Below are 18,594 nucleotides of genomic sequence, written 5' to 3' on the forward strand. Positions count from 1 at the left end.
CGCCGGCCGCTGCCCGCAGTTCCGGCCTCAGTCGGATGACCGAAGGCGGAACCCGGCGGCCGGGCGGACCCTGGGGTCAGCCGTTGGGTGCGATGAACACCTTCATGACCTCGGCGGAGCGGAGGGCGTCGATGGCGCGCAGTGCTTCCCCGACCGGGGCGATCTCCGTGGTGAGGTCGTCGACCCGGACGGCGCCGCGGGCGAGCAGATCGATGGCGTCGTCGAACTCGGAGCCGTACACGAAGGATCCGCGGATGGTGATCTCCTTGAGCAGTACGACATCGGGGTCGAAGCCGCCGCCGGGCCCCCCGCCCACGTTGACCAGTACCCCACCGGGGGCCAGCAGTCGCAGGGCCTCCGCCCGCGCCGCCGCGTTGCCCGAACACTCGAACACCACGTCCACCGAGGACTCGGCGAGTTCGGCACCGGATTCGGCCGGACTCAGCGTCAGACCGGCGCCCGAGGCCGGGCCGAAGCGGCGGCGCTCCGGGGCCGGTTCCACCAGGACGATCCGCTCCGCGCCCCGGTGGGCGGCGATACGGCAGGCCAGCTGTCCGATCGGGCCGCCGCCGAACACCGCGACCGTGGCCCCCTTCAGATCGCCGGCCAGCACCGCCGCGCGCAGGGCCGTGGCCGTCGGCTCGACCCAGGCCGCCTCCAGGCGGCCCATCGACGCGGGCAGCGCCCGCAAGGTACCGGGGAAGACGGCCATCCGCCGGGCGAGGGCGCCGTCCGTCTGGAGTCCGAGCGCGGTCTCCATCGTGGCCTGCCGGCAGAAGTTGGGGCGCCCCGAGAGGCAGTACCGGCAGCGGCCGCATACATTGCCGTTCGGATTGACGGCGACCCGCCTGCCCACCTCCCAGCCCTCGACCGCGTCTCCCACGCGGCTGATCCGGCCGGACGGCTCGTGGCCCATGACGAAACCGCCGCGGTAGACCTGCGGCATCTGCGGCGCGTGCAGGTCGGTGCCGCAGATGCCGCACAGATCGACCTCCACGATCACCTGATCGGGCCGGAGCCCGGGCTCCGGCCTCGACTCCAGCACGATCTTCCGGTCCACACCCAGGACCACTGCTTCCATCACGGCCGTCACAGCCCTTCCGCCGTTGCCGTGAGCGATTCCGCCCCGTCCGACGAGGAGCCGAAATGCCCGTCTACACCTGCACCGCAGCACAGGGAACCCTGACAAGTGAGTCGAAGGCCGCGCTGGCGGCCGAGATCACCCGGATCCACGCGGCGATCAACCATGTGCCACCGGGCTACGTCAACGTGATCTTCTCCGAGCCGCCGTCGGACAGTGTCTTCGCCGGCGGGGTGCCCGGGGCCCCGCTGATCGTCAGCGGCTGGGTCCGGCGCGGACATCCGCAGGAGGAGGCGACCCGGCTGGCGCTGGAGCTGTCCTCGGCGGCCGCCCGCGTCACCGGGGTGGCGGAGAGCCACGTCATGGTGGTCCTGGAGGACAGCCCCGCCAGGTCCGCCGTCGAAGGCGGCCAGGTGCTGCCCGAACCGGGCGCGGAGCAGGAGTGGCTGGCCGGCCGCGGCGAGGCGTGACAGCGGACAGCCGTACTCGGTGACCTGACCGTGTGCCGACGACACCCCCGCCGCCGGCACACGGCCGTCCGTGCCGCCGCCGGTTACGCGGCGGTGAAGCGCGCGGCGATGGAGGCGACCCGCTTGCCCTGGTACTCGGCGGCGTTACGGGCGGTGTCGTCGACCGGGATGGCGCCCTGGCCGTTGACGTGGCTGGTGCCGTAGGGGTTGCCGTCGACGAACTTCACCGGGTCGGTGTAGCCGGGCGTCACCAGGATGCCGCCGAAGTGGTGGACGGAGTTGTAGAGCGCGAGCAGCGTGGACTCCTGGCCGCCGTGCGCGGTGGCCGTGGCGGTGAAGCCGCTGTAGACCTTGTCGGCCAGCTTGCCCTGCGCCCACAGGCCGCCGAGCGTGTCGATGAACTGCTTCAGCTGGCTGGCGATGTTGCCGAACCGGGTGGGGGTGCCGAAGACCACGGCGTCCGCCCACTCGATGTCGGCCGGGGTGGCGACCGGGACGTCCTTGGTGGCCGCGGCATGCGCCGACCAGGCGTCGTTGCTCGCGATGGCCTCCTCGGGCGCCAGCTCGGACACGCGCAGCAGCCGTACCTCCGCGCCCTCCTTGCGGGCGCCGTCGGCGACGGCCTCCGCCAGCTCGTGGACGGTACCGGTGGACGAGTAGTAGATGACGGCGACCTTGGGGGCCATGGGGAAATCCTCTCGCTGTGCTGTGGTCTCGGCGGCGGACGCCGCCTTGCTTGCGGCGGCCGGGGCCGCCTCGGTCTCGACGGCGGAAACCGTCGTGGCGCCGGCGGCCGGAGCCGTCGGGCCGGGGTCGGGAAGAGCGGTGGCGGACAGGGAGAGCCGCAGCAGACGTGCGGCGACCCCCTTCGCCGCGGTCAGCCCGTGGCGGTACCGGTCGACGGTCGCGGAGGCCGAGATCTTCAGTGAGCCGTTCTCGACGGACAGTGCGTCCACCGTCAGCTCGACCGGCGCGCGGGTACCGCGGACGGTGAGGTGGCCCTGGACGACCCAGACGCCGGCCGTGCCCCGGCTCACCCCGGTCGACTCGAACCGGATCCCGGGGTGGCGCTCCGCGTGCAGAAAGGCGGGGGAGCGCACGTGGTCGTCCCGGCGCGGGGTCCCCGTGTGGAAACTGCCCGCGTCGACGACGGCGGTCACGGCCGACTCGGTGACCGGCTCGGCGATCGTGATGCTCGCCGACTCCACCCGGAAGGTGCCGTTCACCTTGCCCAGGCCGAACATGTGCCGCGTGGTGAAGCCGATGGACGACCGCTCCGGATCGACCGTGTAGGTCCCCGCGGGGGGCAATTCGACGCTCATGCCCTTCTGGCCTCTCGGTTGGCGTCGCGCGGCTGGTCCGCTACGGCGCTGTTGCTTGCCTTGGCAAGTATCTTGGCTCCCCTCGAAATGCTTTGTCAAGCAAGTAATCATGTGCTTCAGTGGTGGCACCGGGACACTACGGAAGGGAGGCCGGTAGATGTCCGCACAGTCACCCGAGCCCATCTGCCCGCTGAACACCGACGAGGACCTTCTCTGGCGTGCGCTGCAGAGGATGCTGGTCGCTCTTCCGCGGGCGCTCGACGAGGACCTGCTCTGCGCCACGGGCCTGTCGCTCACGCAGTACATCGTCCTGATGCATCTCTCCGAGGCCGAGGACGACAGCATGCGGATGACCGAGCTGGCCTCGGCGGCCGCCCTGTCCGCGAGCCGCATCACCCGGGTCGTGGAGAACCTGCGCGACCAGGGCCTGGTGACCAAGCGGCGCCACTGCACGGACGCCCGCGGGTACGTCACCGAGCTCACCGAGGCCGGCCGGCAGCGCCTACGGGCCGCCTATCCGGCGCATCTCGCCAGCGCCCGCAGACGTGTCATGGACCAGGTCGATCCCGCTCTGGTCCGGCGACTGGCCGAGCAGGTGGGGTCGGTGGCCCAGCCGCTCCTCTCCCCGTGCGAACGGGGTGCGGGACAGAAGGAGAGCCCCGCGGACCGGGCGGGAACCGCGGCCGAGACGCCGCCCGTGGCCGAGGCCGAGGAACCCCCCGGATACCCGGCAGCAGCCTCCAGCTACCGGGAACCAGTCATTTGACCCAAGCCGGGACCGCGTGGCTGCGCAGAGCATGGGCCCGTTCTGGCTGGACCCGCGCTCTCTGGAGGCACCCTTGCTGAAGGGCTACACCTACCCGCTGTCGCCGCGCGGAGTGGCGAACCTCGCCCCCGCTCCGCCGTGGCACTACGCCGGTGACATCGTCGGCGTCGAGTTCTGGACGGATCCGGCGGCCGCCGCGGCGACCCTCCCCGAGGGGCTGACCCCCGACACCGAGTCCGACGGGCGTGTGGTGGCGCTCTTCGTCGACTGGCAGTTCTCCGCCGGGAACGCGGAGTACCTCGACCCGGTACGCAGCCAGTACCGCGAGTTCATGCTGCTGGTGGACGCCCGGTTCGGGGACGAGCCGGTGTCGTGGTGCCCGTACATCTACGTGGACAACGACCTCGCCCTGGCCCGCGGCTGGGTGCAGGGCTTTCCGAAGAAGCTGGGCTCGGTCGCCCAGACCCGGGTCTTCGCGTCGCCCGGCAAGGCGTCACCGTCCCTCGCGGCCGGCGGCAGGTTCGGCGCGTCCCTGTCGGCGGCCGGGCACACCCTCGCGGAGGCCGGGGTGACCCTGGAGCGTCCGGCGGACGACCCCGCGAGCCTGTTCCGGCCCACGGTCAACCTCCGGCACTTCCCCACGCTGACCGCCGGCCACTACGACGAGCCCGCCGTGCACGAGCTGGTCATGGCCGAGTTCGGCGACCAGGCGCTCGCCGACGTCTGGGTCGGCTCCGGCGACATCACCCTGTTCGAGGCCCGCGGCGAGGAACTCGCGGACCTGGCCCCGGTGCGCACCGGCACCGGCTTCCGCGCCTCGATGTCGTACACCGTGACCGAAGTGCACCGGCTGAGCGAGTAGTCGAACAGGACCGGGAGCGCCCCCGGCCTCCGCAACGAAAGGAAGCTGATGCACACCATCGCCGACCTCATAGTCGACGGCCTGCGGAACGCGGGCGTATCCCGGATCCACGGACTGCCCGGCGACTCGCTCAACGGACTGACCGACGCCCTGCGCCGGGATCCGTCGGTGGCCTGGGAGCACTACCGGCACGAAGAGGCGGCCGCGTTCGCCGCCGCGGGTGAGGCGGCGGTCACCGGCTCGCTCGCCGTCTGCGCCGGCAGCTGCGGACCGGGCAACCTCCACCTGGTCAACGGGCTGTTCGAAGCACACCGCAGCCGGGTCCCCGTGCTCGCGATCGCCGCGCACATCCCCGGCGCGGAGATCGGCACCGGCTACTTCCAGGAGACCCACCCCCAGGAGCTGTTCCGGGAGTGCAGCGACTTCTGCGAACTGGCCTCCACGCCCGAGCAGTTCCCTTATCTCCTCGACATCGCGCTGCGGACCGCCGTCGAGCGCAGCGGGGTGTCCGTCCTGGTGGTCCCGGGCGACGTGCTCCAGCACCGGCTCGACCACCCGCGCAGGGCGGCCACCGTACGGCCCACCACACCGGTGGTGCGCCCCGCCGACGCGGAGATCGAGCAGGCCGCCGCCCTTCTGAACCGGGCCGAGCGGATCACCGTCCTGGCCGGCGCGGGCTGCGCCGGCGCCCACGACCAACTCGTGCGGCTCGCCGGGGCGTTGCGGGCTCCCGTCGTGCACACCCTGCGCGGCAAGGAGCACGTGGAGTACGACAACCCGTACGACGTCGGGATGACCGGACTGCTCGGCTTCACCTCCGGCTACCGCGCGATGGAGCAGTGCGACACGCTCCTGATGCTGGGCACGGACTTCCCGTACCGGCAGTTCCTGCCCGAGCACGCCACCGTCGTGCAGGTGGATGTGCGCGGCGAGCAGATCGGCCGGCGCACCCGCGTGGACCTGGCCCTGGTCGGCACCGTACGGGACACCGCCGAGGCCCTGCTCCCCAAGCTCGCGCCGCGGACCGACTCCAGGCACCTGGACGCGATGCGCGACCACTACGGCAAGGCTCGCACCCGCCTGGACCGGCTCGCCGTCGACGACCACAACCGCACCCCGATCCACCCGCAGTACCTGACCCGCATCGTCGACGAACTCGCCAGTGACGACGCGGTGTTCATCCCGGACGTCGGCTCCCCGGTGATCTGGGCCGCGCGCTATCTGACGATGAACGGACGCCGCCGGCTGATCGGTTCGTTCACCCACGGCAGCATGGCGAACGCGCTGCCCCAGGCGATCGGCGCCCAGGCCGCCTTTCCGGACCGGCAGGTGATCGCGCTGTCCGGGGACGGCGGACTGGCCATGATGCTCGGCGATCTGATCACCCTGAAGCAGCAGCGGCACCCGGTGAAGATCGTGGTCTTCAACAACGGAGCCCTCGGCTTCGTGGAGCTGGAGATGAAGGCCGAGGGCATGGTGAACTTCGGCACCGACCTCGACAACCCGAACTTCGCCGACGTCGCCGAGTCCCTGGGCATCCACGGCAGCCGGGTGGAGCACCCGGCCGACCTCGCCGACGCGCTGCGCACCGCGTTCGCCCATCCCGGGCCGGCCCTGGTGGAGGTGATGACCGCCCGGCAGGAGCTGTCCGTCCCGCCGACGATCACCTTCGACCAGGCAAGGGGCTTCGCCCTGTACGCCGCCCGTACCGTGCTGTCGGGACGCGGTGACGAACTCCTGGACCTGGCCCGCACCAACGTGGTGCGGCACCTGTCGTCCTAGGAGACGCCGGGGGCGCCGGCGTCCGGGAACCCGATCAGGCTCAGCACGGCCTGCCGGACGCCCTCCAGGTCGTACTCGCCCAGCGGGGTCCCCGAGGCGCGTGAGTGCTTGGTGACCCCGACGAACGCGCCGAACGCCATCGACAGCAGCACCTGCGGATCACCGGCGCGGGCGGCACCGGCCGCCTGCGCCGCCCGCAGGATCTCGACCAGCTCGGCATTGAGCCGGTTGACGACCTCGTACGCCTGCGGCCGCAGGTACGAGCCGTGCACCTGGTGTTCCAGGAACGAGAACGCCTGGGGATAGGCCGTGGCGAACGCCACCTGATGCCGCCAGACCAGCCCGATCGCGGTCACCGGGTCGGCCGTGCGCACGGCGTCGGTGACCACCGCGTCGGCGAACGCCGCCTTCGCCTCGGTGAAGACCGCCTCGCCCAGCGCCTGCTTGTTGGGGAAGTAGCGGTAGATCGTGCCCACCGCGACCCCGGCCCGGGTGGCGATCTCGGGCACGTTGGTGCCGTCCCAGGTGCGCTCGTCGAACAACTCCAGCGCGGCGTCCATGATCTTCCGGCGCAGCGGGCTCTCGTCGGCGGTGGTCACGGAGGGTGGCATCGTCACGAATGAAACTTCGTTCAACGACTCGATCTTGTCAAGACGGAGGGGGTAGGTTGTGCGGCAGAGGGGTGAATGAAAATTCATTCACCTCTCTTTGCCCAGTTGTTTGCCCAGTCATGAGGAGAGCGCTGATGAAGCGTCACGGACATTGGATTGCGGGCGCGGAAACCGACCCGGCTGCGGGCGGTTGGCTGCCGTCCACGGCTCCCGGGGGAGAGGAGGCCGTGCACGAGATCGCGCTCGGCGATGCCACCGACGTGGAGCGGGCCGTCCAGGCCGCGGCCGGGGCGGTCGACGGCTGGTGGAACCGGCAGCCCGTCGAGCGGGGGCGGGTCCTCACGGCCATCGCGGAGCGGCTGCGCGACGAGGCCGCCGAGCTCGCGGAGCTGGAGTCGGCCGAGACCGGCAAGCCCGCCTGGCAGACCCCGCTGGAGGTGGCCGGCGCCGCCAACTTCTTCGAGTTCTACGCCGGTCTCGTCAACCTGCCCGGCGGCGAGGTGGTGAACATCGGGCCCGCCTTCCACGCGTACACCCGGCGCGAGCCGCTCGGCGTGGTCGGTGTCATCACCCCCTGGAACGCGCCCCTCAACCAGGCGGCCCGCTCCATCGCCCCGGCCCTCGCGGCCGGCAACGCCGTCGTGGCCAAGCCGTCCGAGTTCACCTCGGCGACCACGCTCCGACTGGCCCGGATCGCCACCGAATGCGGCCTGCCCGACGGCGTCCTGAACGTCGTCACCGGCACCGGGGACACCGTGGGCGCGGCGCTCGTCGGCCATCCGAAGGTCCGCAAGGTGGCGTTCACCGGCTCGGTCCGCGCCGCCCGCGAGATCGGCCGGATCGCCGCCGACCGGATCATCCCGCTCACCCTGGAGCTGGGCGGCAAGTCACCCAACATCGTCTTCGCGGACGCCGACCTGGCCAAGGCCGCCCAGGGTGCCGTCGAGGCGTTCCTGCCCAACGGCGGCCAGTCCTGCATGGCGGGCACCCGGCTGCTGGTCGACGCCCGGATCCACGACGAGTTCGTGGCGGCCGTACGCGCCGTGCTCACGCACATCACGCCGGGGGAGACCTACGGACCGGCGATCACGCACGCGCAGTACGACAAGGTCAACGAGTACTTCAAGATCGCCGAGCAGGACGGCGCCACCCTGGTCGCCGGTGGCCGGCCGACCGGGGAGGGCTGGGTCTTCGAGCCGACCGTCTACACCGACGTCACCCCGGACATGCGGATCGCCCGCGAGGAGATCTTCGGACCGGTCCTCGCCGTCCTGCGCTTCGAGGACGAGGACGAGGCGGTGGCCATCGCCAACGACTCCGAGTACGGCCTGGCCGCCGCCCTCTGGACCGCCGACGTGACCCGCGCCCACCGGGTGGCCGCCCGGCTGGAGGCCGGGCAGGTCTACGTCAACGCCTACCCGCCCGGCATGATGGTCGAGGGTCCGTTCGGCGGTTACAAGAACAGCGGATACGGCCGCGAGAAGGGCCTGGAGGCGCTGCATCACTACACCCAGACCAAGTTCGTCGCCGTGCGCCTCCAGGAGGACCAGCAGGTGTGGTGACACGGCTGCGGTGGGTGTGCGGACCGAACCCTCCCCGTTGCGCGTCGGCCGTACGTGCTCTGGAACCATCCTTTCGGAAAGCGACGAAAGGCGGTCACCGATGGCCATGAAGTTCCACGAAGAGCACAGGCGGGGTTCGGACTTCGCACACCTTCTCCTCTCCAGTCATGAACGGTTGACCGGCACCCGCTTGTGCCCCGCGGTGTTCCCGGACGCCGACGAGGCGGCCCGCTGGCTCTACGAGTCCGCGCCCTTCGGGCTGCTCGCGCACGACGCCGGCCCGGATCCCGTCTTCGTCTACGCGAATGCGACCGCCCAGAAGTGCTTCGAGTACGGCTGGGAGGAGTTCGTCCGGCTCCCGTCCCGGCTGTCCGCCGAACCGGACGCGCAGGGCGACAGGGACGCCTTCGTGCGGTCGGTGACGGAGCGCGGATTCGCCTCCGGCTATCGGGGGGTGAGGATCGCCAAGTCCGGCCGCAGGTTCTGGATAGAGGACGTCACGATGTGGAACCTCCTTGACGCCGACGGCACTTGCCACGGCCAGGCGGCGGTCTTCCCGTCATGGACGCACATCTGACGAATCCTCAGCGCTCATGGACTCGACGCGCGCCGGGTTCCGCGAAGCGTTCGACAGCCCGCGGGCGGATCCAATACATTGCTTGTTAAAGCAAATAAATCCCTCCGGGCCGAGGCCCGGTCTGTCCAGAAATGGGACAATGGCGAAGATCATCGTTACAGCGAGCCCTTTGACCGGCCACATCGTGCCCCTCGCGGCGATCGCGACCGACCTGACGAAGCGCGGTCACGAGGTGCTCTTCTACACGGGCGCCGGGTTCGAAGAGCAGATCCTCAAGACCGGGGCGCGCTTCGCCGCGTACCCCGCTGAGGTCGACCTCACCACCGGCGCTCTCGACGCCCGCTTTGCCGAGCGCGAGAAGCTCGCCCCCTTTGAGCGCCTGTCCTTCGATCTCAAGCACCTCGGCGCTGACGCCGCGCCGGCCCACGACAAGCGCCTTCAGGAACTGCTCGCCGAGTTCCCCGCCACCGTGGTGTTCGGCGAGTTCACGACAACCTTCGGGACCATGTCGATGGCCCTGCGCGCTCCCCGGGGCCGGCGCCCGCTCCTGGTGAACATCGGCATCACGCCGCCCACCTTCGACAGCGTGGACACCGCGCCGTTCGGACCGGGACTCCTCCCGCCCACCAACGACGAGGAGCGCGCTGCCTACAACGGGATGCGCGCGCAGATGGCACCGACCTTCGCCGACGTGCAGCAGTACGTCGAGGGCGTCTTCACCTCGATGGGCGTCACGATCCCCGGTCCTCTCTTCGACGCCATGGCCAGAGTCCCCGACCACACGCTCCAACTGACCGTCCCCGCCTTCGAGTACCCGCGCAGCGACGCGCCGGAGGGCTTCCGCTTCATCGGTCCCCTCCCGGCCGCCTCCGACGCCGGCTTCGAACGCCCGGACTGGTGGGCGGAGTTGTCGTCCGACCGGCCGGTCGTCGTTGTCACGCAGGGCACCGTGGAGAACGGCGACCTGACCCAGCTCGTCGTTCCCACGCTCCGTGCGCTGGCGGACGCGGACGTGACCGTCGTGGCCGCCACCGCACGTCCCGACGGTCCCGACATGGTGCGGGCGGCGATGGACGGCCGGATCCCCGCCAACGTCCACCTCGCCGGGTTCGTGCCCTTCGAGCAGCTGCTGCCGTTCGCCGACGTCCTGGTCACCAACGCCGGTTACGGCGGTGTCCAGACCGCGCTGCGGCACGGCGTCCCGCTCGTCGTCGGCGGCGAGACGGAGGACAAGCCCGAGGTCGCCGCCCGCGTCGAGTGGTCCGGCACCGGCGTCAACCTGCGTACCGCGCGACCGGAGGCGTCCGCCGTGCGCGCCGCCGTCGACGAGGTACTGGGCGACCCCCGGTACCGCAAGCGTGCGAGCGAGATCCAGGGGCAGTACGCCCAGTATGAGCCCTTCGACTCCGTCGCCGAGATCGTCGAGCAGGCCTGAGCGCCTTGGTCGGGGGCTGTCCGGCCGGCCGCCGAACAGCCCCTGACGTGCTCCGGAAGCTTGAGAGTCCTTGCTTGAGCACGCTATTCTGGCGGGATGAGCGACGACGACCCGCTGACCGCCCACGAAGAACGCTTCTGGCGTGCCCTGATGCGCGTCATTGTCGCGCTGCCGCGCTCGCTCGACGACGATCTGCTGCGGTCCACGGGGCTCACGCTCACCGAATACGTCGTCCTGATGAACCTCTCCGAGGCCGAGAACCAGGAGCTCCGGATGACGGACCTCGCCTCGGCCACCGCCCTGTCGGCGAGCCGCATCACCCGGGTCGTGGAGGCGCTGCAGAGCCGCGGCCAGGTCGTCAAGCGGCGCTACGAGGGCGATGCCCGCGGCAATGTCGCGACCCTCACCCCGGAAGGGCTCAAGCGCCTCCAGGACGCCTACCCGGTGCATCTGGCGAGCGCCCGCAAGCGGGTCATGGACCTCCTCGACGGCAGGTCGGTGCCGGCCATGGTGCGGCAGTTCGAAGCGGTGGTGGAGAAGCTCGACTGAGTCTCGCCGGCCTGGCCGAGCCCGCCGGACTGCTAATCTACAAGTGTCAAACAGTGCCGGAAGCGCACCTCCAGCCCGCCCATGACCCGGAGAGCAGTCATGCAGCAGCGACCTCGGCCGAGACCGCGGGTATGACCTCGCGACCGGAGAGCCAGGAGCGCTGGGCCCGGCTGCGCCGCCAGCTGTGGCGGCCGCCGCGGGTCCACGGGGACCAGCCGCGACACCGGGTGGTCGGCCCGCTGGAACTCTTCTACGACCTGGTCGTGGTCGTCCTGGTCGCCCAGGCCGCCCACCACCTGGCGGCGCACCTCACCTGGCACGGCCTCGGCGAGTTCGCGGTGGTGTTCGCGCTGGTGTGGATCGCCTGGCTCAACGGCACGCTCCACCACGATCTGCACGGTCACGACGACGCCCGGGGCCGCAGTCTCTTCCTTCTGCAGATCCTCGTGCTCGTCCCGCTGGGGGCGTTCATCCCCAAGGCCGGCGGCGCGGAGGGCGCCCATTTCGCGGTCAACGCGGGGATCCTGTTCGCCGTCCTGGCCGTGCTCTGGTTCCTGGCCGGACGCGGCAGCTCCGCCGAGTTCCGCAGACCCACCCGGCTGTACGTGATCGGTACGGCGGCCTGCGCGGTCGTGCTCTTCGCCGGCGCCGGGCTGCCGGCCGACACCCGCCTGCTGACCTGGGGGCTGCTGGCCCTCGCCTTTCTCGCCGGGTTCGCCTGGATGGTCCTCACGGTCGCCCCGGCCCAGGAATCGGCGCTCGCCCTCACCGACGCGCTCGTCGAGCGGTTCGGGCTGCTCATCATCATCGTGCTCGGCGAGACTGTGACCGGCGTCGTGGACGGGCTGGCGGGCGAACCGACCACCGTCATGAGCCTCGCGGTCGGGCTCGTGGCGGTGGTGGTCGGATTCGGCGCCTGGTGGACGTACTTCGACTTCGCCGGTCACCGCCCGCCCCGGCGCACCCGCACGGTGACCCTCGGCTGGATGCTCACCCACCTGCCGCTGACGGCGGCGGTGACCGCCATGGGGGCCGCGATGGTCGGCCTGGTCGAGCACGCCCACGCCGACCGCACTCCCGCCGCCACGGCCTGGGTGCTGTGCGGGGGCGTGGCCGTCGTGCTGGTCGCGACGATGCTGGTCGCGACCGGCCTGGAGGCCTGGCGGGACGAGCGGGAGCTCTACCGTCCGCTCGCCGGCACCTGCCTCGCCGTGGCCCTCGCGGCCCTTGCGCTCGGCGCCGCACGTCCAGCGCCGCTCCTGCTCGGGCTGCTGCTCGTCGCCCTGCTGGGCATTCCCTGGGGCCTCGCCGTGGCCCGCCGGCTGGGCCACGACGAGACACCGGCCCTCTGAACGCAGGGGCCGACGGCGGCCTCAGTCGCCGTACACCCGGCGGGCGATGTGTTCCGCGATCATGATCGTGGTCGCGTTGGTCACGGTCGACGGCACTTCCGGCAGGATCGAGGCGTCCACGACCCGCAGCCCCGCCAGCCCCTTGACGGCACCGGTCTCGTCGACGACGGCCCACTGGTCCTCGGGGCCGCCCATCGGCGCGGTGGACGTCGGATGACCGTAGGTGGCGATGCCGCTCTCGATCGCCGCCGCCAGCTCCTCGTCGCTGCCCACGGCGTCGCCCGGCACCAGTTCCGCCGCCAACGTGCCCGCGAGGGGCCCGCTGCCCGCGAGACGGCGCACCAGCCGCACCGCCTCCAGCATGCGCCGCCGGTCCCGGTCCGTCGCCAGGTAGTTGTCGTCGATGACCGGGGCGACGTGCGGATCACGGTCGGCCAGCCGCACCGAGCCGCGTGACTCGGGCCGGGTGACGGCCGCCGCCAGCACCATCGCCCCGCCGGTCGGACTGAACGAGCCGTCCAGCAGATGGGTGCCCACGACGGCGAGGTCCAGTTCACCGGGGAGCGCCTCCCGGGAGGCGAGCCACAGATGGGCGGCGAACGCGGACGTCATGTCCTGGTGCTCGGGCGCCAGCGCGAACAGCGAGTGGAAGAACGGGTGGTCCTGCAGTCGGCGCCCGACGGGAAGGTCGGCGACCACGTCGATGCCGAGGTCCCGCAGATCCGCGGCGGGGCCGACGCCCGAGCGCAGCAGGATGGCCGGGCTGCCGTACGCGCCCGCGCTGAGCACCACCTCACCGGCCCGGTGGACGGTGCCCGACGCGTCGACGACACCGCGCGCCCTGCCGTCCTCGACGAGCACCCTGTCGATCGTGATGTCGCTCAGCACCGTCAGATTGCGGCGGCCGCGCACCTGCGGCGTCAGATACGCCAGGGCGGTGTTCTGGCGCACCCCGTCGACGATGTTGACCGGGTAGGCGCCGGTGCCGTCCTGCCGGTCGGCGTTGAAGTCGTCGTTGCGCCGATGGCCCAGGGCCGCCGCACTGTCCACGAACGCCCGCATGGGGGACGTGAGTTCCTCGTAGGTCCACTGGCGGATCGGGAAGGGGCCCGTCCGCCCGTGGAAGGCGTCGTCGCCGGACGGGGTGTTCTCCAGGTCCCGGAAGGTGGGCAGGACCTCCTCGTACGACCAGCCCTTGATGCCGTACCGCTCGCCCCAGGCGGCGAAGTCCGCGGCCCGCGCCCGGATCGCCACACCGGCGTTCACCGCCGAGCTGCCGCCCATGGCCCGGCCGCGCGGGGCGGCGATGCTCGGGGCGCGGTCGGTGGCACGCGCGCTGTAGCCCCAGTCGTGGTCGGGGTCGGCCAGCAGGTGCGGGGTCAGCAGTCCCTCGGGGACCCGGTCGGCGGGGTAGTCGGGACCCGCCTCGATCAGCAGGACGGTGCGTCGCGGGTTCTCGCTGAGCCGGGCGGCGAGCACGGCGCCGGCGGAGCCGCCGCCGACGATGACGACATCGGCCTCGTGGTGACCGGCGTGGTCGCTCGTGATGGTCATCTGAATCTCCTTATCTATTGCTTAGGCAAGCAAATAAATATTCATAGCGGTCTCTCACGGTGTGCCCGTCGGTCAGATCCGCGTCGCTTCCGGTACCACCCGCTCGCCCAGCAGCCGGAGCGCGGCATGCTGGTCGGCGCCGCGGACCGGGCCGATGACATGGTCGATGCCGATGTGGTCCAGTCGCCGCAACTCCGCGAGCAGGGCCGGGACACGCTCGCCGCGCGCTCCCGGGTCGAGGGGGAGCAGGACCGTCTTCTCGATCTCGGCGTAGTCGCGGCCGACCTCGTCGCAGTGCCGGCGGAGGACGTCGAGTTTGTGTGCGAGGTCCGGGCCGTAGAAGAGGTTGCAGGCGTTCCCGTACTCCGCGACCAGCCGCAGCGTCTTCCGCTCGCCGGAGCCGCCGATGAGGATCGGCGGGTGGGGGCGGCGCAGCGTGCCGGGGGAGTTGAGGGTGCGTTCGAGGTGGTAGTGGCGGCCGGCGAAGGGCTTCTCGTCGTCGCTCCACATCTGCAGGCAGATCCGCAGGGTCTCCTCCAGCCGCTCGAACCGCTCCGCGACGGGCGGGAACGGCAGTCCGAGCCCGCGCGCCTCGGCGAGGTTGAAGCCCGCGCCGACGCCGATGCCCAGCGCGGCGCGGCCCTCGGAAAGGACGTCCAGCGTAGTGATCATCTTGGCCAGCAGTCCGGGCTCGCGATAGCCGACCGAGGTCACCAGAGCGAGCAGTTCCGCCCGCTCGGTGGCCGCGGCCAGATAGCCCAGCGTCGTGTACGCCTCCAGCATCTCCTGCTCGGAGGCGCCCACGATCCCGATCTGGAAGAGGTGGTCCATGACGGCGATCCGGGTGAAGCCGAACTCCTCGGCACTACGGGCGAGTTGCGCCACATGACGGGCGATGCCCGCCGGGCCGCCGGGCTGGGTGAAATCCGCGATGGCGATGCCGAGGTTCATGCGGGCCTTCCGTGGTGTGGGCCGCCAGGGTGTCGCCATCGAGTATGCCGGGACCACTATGTGCTTTGTCAAGCAAGGAAATTGGTCGGTCGCTCAGGCGCCGAGCGGCTGTGCGCGGTGCCTGCGCCGCACCTCCGACGAGGCGAAGACCGCCGAGATGCCGTGGACGATGCTGAACAGGCCGAAGACGGTGGCCAGCGAGACCGCCCCGATGTCCGGCCGCACGAACAGTACGAACCCGAGCGCCACCGACACCAGGCCGGTCAGCAGGAACAGGGCGCGGTCGCCCGCCGTCTCCCCGCGCAGGAACGCGAGGGCGACCTCCGTGGCACCGGTGGACAGCGCCCACGCGGCGACCCAGAGGGTGAGCACCAGTGCCGTGATGCCCGGCCAGGCCAGGGCGCTGACCCCGGCGACCACCGACAGCACGGCCAGCGCCAGCCAGCCGAGGACCGGCCCCACCCGGTCGCTGCTGAAGGCGCGGGCCCCGTCCATCACCGCGTACATGAACGCGTAGACGGCGAACAGGACGACGAACGCGCCGACGGTGATGCCCGGCCAGGAGACGGAGACGATGCCTATGACGACGGCCAGCAGGCCGCGCCAGAGCAGCGCGTTGGGCGAACTGAGCATGGAGTCCTCCGTAAACGAGGGTGCCGTGGCGCCGACTTCGCCTCGGCCTGGGAGCGCGTGACAGGCGGACGCTATCGGCATTGCGGTCCGCTGCCACCCGTCATTCGACTGGTTCGGCTACTGCGACCGCGACGTGTGCGCTACGGAGCCTCGTCGTCCTGTTCCGCGACGGACCTCGCCTCCAGCGCGCCACGGAGAGCGGCGCGTGAGGTGATGCCCAACTTGGGATACACGCGGTACAGATGGGAGCCGACCGTGCGGTGCGACAGGAACAGCCGCTCGCCGATCTGCTTGTTGCTCAGGCCGGTCGCCGCGAGCTCGGCGATCTGCCGTTCCTGGGCGGTCAGCTGCTCCGGCGCCGCGTCGGGCCGGGCCACGGAGACACCGGTGGCGCGCAGTTCGGCCGCGGCCCGCTGAGCCATCGACTCGGCGCCGATCCGGTCGAACGTCTCCAGGGCCGCGCCCAGCTGGGCCCGCGCCCCGGCCATGTCATGGGTGCGGCGCAACCATTGGCCGTACGCGAACTGGATGCGCGCGAAGTCCCAGGGCCAGCGCGCGGAGTCCGGAAGGGACAGGGCGGCCTCGAACAGGGCGGCGGCCTCCGTGTCGTCGGCGGCCACGGCGGCCGCCCCCGCCGTGATCAGCTCGGTACGCGGCCCGATCCGGGGAATCCCGGCCTCCTGGGCGCCGCGCACATGCGCCCGGGCGTCCTCGACCCGGCCGGTGCGGACCGCCGCCTCCACGAAGTCCAGGACCATCCACCGGCCCGGCACACCGGCGGTGGGGGCACCGGGCGGCCCGATCCGCGCCGCCTGGGCGAGGGCCTCCTCGTAGTCGCCCTGTCCGATGGCCGCGAGATTGCGTGCCGACCGCGCGTACCCCTCCGTCACGTCCATGCCGCGCGGCGCCGCCCACCTCGTGGTCTCCGCGCTGCGGGTACGGGCGAGGTCCGCGTTGCCGCGCAGCGCCGCGCCCGAGGCCAGCACGGCACGCAGCTGCCGCTCCCAGAACTGGTATCCGTAGGCCGCCGCCAGGTCCAGCCCCTCCTGCGCCAGCCGTTCCGCCTCGTCCCACTGTCCGTGGACGTAGGAGTCCTGGCAGAGCAGCAGCAGCGCCGGGATCACCATGCCGATCGCGCCGCCGTCCCGCTCCCGTTCGATCATGCGCAGCAGGAGGGACCGGTAGTCGGACAGGGCGTCCAGGGCGACGGCGGCGAAGCCCAGCGGGACGATCTGCCAGGGGGCCGCGTCGACGGGCAGCCCGGCGAACGCGTCCGCGAGCCCCTCCCGGATCGCGTCGGACTTGCGGGTGGGGTCGACATACGCGTCGTAGCACAGCTGGAACGGGGTGACCGCTTCCGGCGGGAACCGGGCCATCGCGGTGTCGAGCAGCTTCCACGGCTCGGGTCTGAGGGTGTAGAGGCTGACCAGCAGCAGGGTGTACAGGATGCCGAGCCGGTCCCAGTCGCCCTTCTCGGCCTCGCAGGCGTGGTCGAGGGCCTGTGCCAGCAGCCGGTAGGCGGTGTCGACATCGCCCTCGTCATGGGTGAGCAGATGGGCGGTGGCGGCGAAGACCAGCCCGGTCGGGGTGTCCGGGGTCTGCCCCGCGTCGGCCAGCAGCCGGTTCACCTGGTCGAGTTGACCGGTCATGGTGGCGAGGAAGGCGGCCTCGACCAGGCGGCGGGACCGGTCGACCGGGTGCGGACTCAGCTCGCCGGCCCGCATCAGCGCCGTGACCGCGGTGGACGCGGCGATCCGCCGCCGGTCGGAGAGCAGCGCTCCGACCGGTGCCGGCAGCTCGGCGGGGGATCCGGCGCCGCGCCGCCAGGCGGTCAGCGCAGCCTCGTCCAGCGCCCGCGCCACCGACTCGTCGGGCGTGGCGGCGGCCTCCGCGAGATGCCAGGCCCGGCGCTCGGGATCGGCGGCCAGCGCGGCGGCCAGCGCCTCGTGCGCGCTCCGGCGTTCGTTCGGCGAGGCCAGGTCCACCACGGCCGTGCCGATCAGCGGGTGGCAGAACGTGAGACCGCAGCCGGCCGCGGGCGCGCGGACCAGACCGGCCCGCTCGGCCGGGACCAGGTCGTCGATGTGGGCCGACCCCTGCGCCGCCGTGCGCAGCACGGTGAGTCCGGCGTCCGCGTCCAGGGCGGCCAGCAGCATGAGCCTGCGGGTCGGTGCGGGCAGATCGGCGAGCAGCCCGGCGCAGGTCGCTTCCAGGCGTCGCGACAACTGGAGGCGGTCGGGCAGCGGATCCTGGCCGGCGCGCTGTCGCTCGGTGAGCGGTACGGGCAGCTCCTGGAGCGCCAGCGGGTTGCCGTCGGCCTCGGCCAGCAGCCGCCGGCGCACCACGGGGGCCAGCCCGGGGGAGCAGGCGTCCAGGACGGCGCCCGCCGATCTCGGGTCGAGCGACTCGACCGTGCGCTCGGGCAGTCCGGACCGCCGGAAGAGGTCCTCGGTCCCGATCCGGGAGGCGGCCAGGAAGACGATCGGGGCGTCCGCGATCCGCCGTACGACGAATCCCAGGACGGCCGCGCTGGCCTCGTCGAACCAGGCCACGTCGTCGGCGATCAGCAGCAGCGCGCGTTCCGCGGTGGTCAGTTCCAGGAGGGCGAGCAGCGCCGTCGACACCAGGGACTCCGGAGCCGGGCTCCGGGCGAGATCGAAGACCTGGTGGAGGGCGTCCCGATGGTGCTCGGCCAGCCGGTCGACGTCATGGCGCACCGGGTAGAGCAGCTGGTGCAGCGCCGAGAACGCGATCCTGGCCTCGGCCTGTGCGCCGGCGGCACGCAGCACCCGCATCCCGTACGTCGTGGCCCGTGCCGCGGCGGCGTCCAGCAGCGCCGTCTTTCCCACCCCCGGCTCGCCGTGCAGCAGGAGACCGGAGCTGCCCTGACCGGGACCGGCGAGCAGCGAGTCGATCAGTTCCAGCTCGGCGGCACGTCCGACCAGCTGCGCCCCGCCCGACGGTGATCGGGACGGTTCCTCGGTCTGACGACGCCTTTCGGAGGTGCTCACGATTTGAATATAGCCCCCGCAAAATGCTTGACGGCGCAAATAGTTGATTAAAATGCCGGGTGGGCGCTGGGTAGGG

16 protein-coding genes and 1 pseudogene are annotated in these 18,594 nt (G+C 71.7%); 9 read left to right on the forward strand and 8 right to left on the reverse strand.

The features are described from left to right. Positions 1 to 76: 76 nt before the first annotated feature. Positions 77 to 1,081 (reverse strand): zinc-dependent alcohol dehydrogenase, encoded by a 1,005-nt coding sequence (locus ACZ5K7_RS22090; RefSeq protein WP_468915687.1) that lies wholly within the window; start codon positions 1,079 to 1,081, stop codon positions 77 to 79. Between the two features lie 65 nt (positions 1,082 to 1,146). On the opposite strand from ACZ5K7_RS22090, the gene ACZ5K7_RS22095 reads away from it, so the two are divergent. Continuing rightward, complete coding sequence (locus ACZ5K7_RS22095; protein WP_351698450.1) at positions 1,147 to 1,551, forward strand: tautomerase family protein; 405 nt, start codon at positions 1,147 to 1,149, stop codon at positions 1,549 to 1,551. Positions 1,552 to 1,634: 83 nt separating this feature from the next. On the opposite strand, the gene wrbA is transcribed toward ACZ5K7_RS22095, so the two are convergent. Next, entirely contained in the window at positions 1,635 to 2,237 is a 603-nt protein-coding gene (wrbA, locus tag ACZ5K7_RS22100; RefSeq protein WP_351698795.1) for an NAD(P)H:quinone oxidoreductase, read from the reverse strand. A 192-nt stretch (positions 2,238 to 2,429) separates the two neighbouring features. Further along, positions 2,430 to 3,056, reverse strand: a pseudogene (locus tag ACZ5K7_RS22105) (YceI family protein); the annotation flags it as partial. Here ACZ5K7_RS22105 and ACZ5K7_RS22110 point away from each other — a divergent pair. From ACZ5K7_RS22110 to poxB, 3 genes are read left to right on the forward strand one after another with little or no spacing between them, the layout of a single operon-like run. Continuing rightward, the gene (locus tag ACZ5K7_RS22110) at positions 3,031 to 3,639 is read left to right on the forward strand and encodes a MarR family winged helix-turn-helix transcriptional regulator (RefSeq protein ID WP_468915462.1); all 609 of its coding nucleotides are present in this window, start codon (positions 3,031 to 3,033) and stop codon (positions 3,637 to 3,639) included. The pseudogene ACZ5K7_RS22105 and the gene ACZ5K7_RS22110 sit on opposite strands and share 26 nt — an antisense overlap. A 16-nt stretch (positions 3,640 to 3,655) precedes the next feature. Continuing rightward, positions 3,656 to 4,501 (forward strand): acetoacetate decarboxylase family protein, encoded by an 846-nt coding sequence (locus ACZ5K7_RS22115; protein ID WP_351698454.1) that lies wholly within the window; start codon positions 3,656 to 3,658, stop codon positions 4,499 to 4,501. 48 nt (positions 4,502 to 4,549) lie between these two features. Next, a complete protein-coding gene (gene poxB, locus ACZ5K7_RS22120) occupies positions 4,550 to 6,283 on the forward strand; it encodes a ubiquinone-dependent pyruvate dehydrogenase (protein WP_351698456.1) in 1,734 nt (577 codons plus the stop codon). On the opposite strand, the gene ACZ5K7_RS22125 is transcribed toward poxB, so the two are convergent. Next, positions 6,280 to 6,894 (reverse strand): TetR/AcrR family transcriptional regulator, encoded by a 615-nt coding sequence (locus ACZ5K7_RS22125; protein WP_468915464.1) that lies wholly within the window; start codon positions 6,892 to 6,894, stop codon positions 6,280 to 6,282. The two genes, poxB and ACZ5K7_RS22125, sit on opposite strands and share 4 nt — an antisense overlap. 134 nt (positions 6,895 to 7,028) lie before the next feature. Here ACZ5K7_RS22125 and ACZ5K7_RS22130 point away from each other — a divergent pair, with 134 nt between their 5' ends. The 5 genes from ACZ5K7_RS22130 to ACZ5K7_RS22150 all read left to right on the forward strand — a co-directional run bounded on the left by ACZ5K7_RS22130 (position 7,029) and on the right by ACZ5K7_RS22150 (position 12,369). Continuing rightward, positions 7,029 to 8,456 (forward strand): aldehyde dehydrogenase family protein, encoded by a 1,428-nt coding sequence (locus ACZ5K7_RS22130; RefSeq protein ID WP_351698458.1) that lies wholly within the window; start codon positions 7,029 to 7,031, stop codon positions 8,454 to 8,456. 100 nt (positions 8,457 to 8,556) lie between these two features. Next, the gene (locus tag ACZ5K7_RS22135) at positions 8,557 to 9,033 is read left to right on the forward strand and encodes an MEKHLA domain-containing protein (protein WP_468915466.1); all 477 of its coding nucleotides are present in this window, start codon (positions 8,557 to 8,559) and stop codon (positions 9,031 to 9,033) included. A gap of 169 nt (positions 9,034 to 9,202) precedes the next feature. Continuing rightward, positions 9,203 to 10,468, forward strand: coding sequence for a nucleotide disphospho-sugar-binding domain-containing protein (locus tag ACZ5K7_RS22140; protein ID WP_468915467.1), 1,266 nt, complete (start codon positions 9,203 to 9,205; stop codon positions 10,466 to 10,468). Positions 10,469 to 10,564: 96 nt separating this feature from the next. Then, complete coding sequence (locus tag ACZ5K7_RS22145; RefSeq protein WP_351698465.1) at positions 10,565 to 11,017, forward strand: MarR family winged helix-turn-helix transcriptional regulator; 453 nt, start codon at positions 10,565 to 10,567, stop codon at positions 11,015 to 11,017. A 131-nt stretch (positions 11,018 to 11,148) separates the two neighbouring features. Further along, positions 11,149 to 12,369: a low temperature requirement protein A gene (locus ACZ5K7_RS22150; protein WP_450972345.1), complete on the forward strand. Its 1,221-nt coding sequence runs from the start codon at positions 11,149 to 11,151 to the stop codon at positions 12,367 to 12,369. Between the two features lie 21 nt (positions 12,370 to 12,390). On the opposite strand, the gene ACZ5K7_RS22155 is transcribed toward ACZ5K7_RS22150, so the two are convergent. The 4 genes from ACZ5K7_RS22155 to ACZ5K7_RS22170 form a co-directional block, all read right to left on the reverse strand. Continuing rightward, complete coding sequence (locus ACZ5K7_RS22155) at positions 12,391 to 13,923, reverse strand: GMC family oxidoreductase (protein WP_351698469.1); 1,533 nt, start codon at positions 13,921 to 13,923, stop codon at positions 12,391 to 12,393. A gap of 72 nt (positions 13,924 to 13,995) precedes the next feature. After that, entirely contained in the window at positions 13,996 to 14,874 is an 879-nt protein-coding gene (locus ACZ5K7_RS22160; protein WP_351698471.1) for an LLM class F420-dependent oxidoreductase, read from the reverse strand. Between the two features lie 93 nt (positions 14,875 to 14,967). Beyond that, the gene (locus ACZ5K7_RS22165; RefSeq protein ID WP_351698473.1) at positions 14,968 to 15,507 is read right to left on the reverse strand and encodes an HdeD family acid-resistance protein; all 540 of its coding nucleotides are present in this window, start codon (positions 15,505 to 15,507) and stop codon (positions 14,968 to 14,970) included. Positions 15,508 to 15,647: 140 nt separating this feature from the next. Further along, positions 15,648 to 18,518, reverse strand: a complete 2,871-nt coding sequence (locus tag ACZ5K7_RS22170) for an AAA family ATPase (RefSeq protein WP_468915470.1) — start codon at positions 18,516 to 18,518, stop codon at positions 15,648 to 15,650. Positions 18,519 to 18,594: the final 76 nt, after the last annotated feature.

Source organism: Streptomyces sp. NPDC031497 (assembly GCF_055580905.1).

Coding starts and splice junctions, on each gene's coding strand:
- ACZ5K7_RS22135 (WP_468915466.1), top strand. CDS start 8,557: ATGGCCATGAAGTTCCACGAAGAGCACAGGCGGGGTTCGGACTTCGCA.
- ACZ5K7_RS22090 (WP_468915687.1), bottom strand. CDS start 1,081: ATGGAAGCAGTGGTCCTGGGTGTGGACCGGAAGATCGTGCTGGAGTCG.
- wrbA (WP_351698795.1), bottom strand. CDS start 2,237: ATGGCCCCCAAGGTCGCCGTCATCTACTACTCGTCCACCGGTACCGTC.
- ACZ5K7_RS22130 (WP_351698458.1), top strand. CDS start 7,029: ATGAAGCGTCACGGACATTGGATTGCGGGCGCGGAAACCGACCCGGCT.
- ACZ5K7_RS22145 (WP_351698465.1), top strand. CDS start 10,565: ATGAGCGACGACGACCCGCTGACCGCCCACGAAGAACGCTTCTGGCGT.
- ACZ5K7_RS22110 (WP_468915462.1), top strand. CDS start 3,031: ATGTCCGCACAGTCACCCGAGCCCATCTGCCCGCTGAACACCGACGAG.
- ACZ5K7_RS22095 (WP_351698450.1), top strand. CDS start 1,147: ATGCCCGTCTACACCTGCACCGCAGCACAGGGAACCCTGACAAGTGAG.
- poxB (WP_351698456.1), top strand. CDS start 4,550: ATGCACACCATCGCCGACCTCATAGTCGACGGCCTGCGGAACGCGGGC.
- ACZ5K7_RS22160 (WP_351698471.1), bottom strand. CDS start 14,874: ATGAACCTCGGCATCGCCATCGCGGATTTCACCCAGCCCGGCGGCCCG.
- ACZ5K7_RS22155 (WP_351698469.1), bottom strand. CDS start 13,923: ATGACCATCACGAGCGACCACGCCGGTCACCACGAGGCCGATGTCGTC.
- ACZ5K7_RS22125 (WP_468915464.1), bottom strand. CDS start 6,894: ATGCCACCCTCCGTGACCACCGCCGACGAGAGCCCGCTGCGCCGGAAG.
- ACZ5K7_RS22150 (WP_450972345.1), top strand. CDS start 11,149: ATGACCTCGCGACCGGAGAGCCAGGAGCGCTGGGCCCGGCTGCGCCGC.
- ACZ5K7_RS22165 (WP_351698473.1), bottom strand. CDS start 15,507: ATGCTCAGTTCGCCCAACGCGCTGCTCTGGCGCGGCCTGCTGGCCGTC.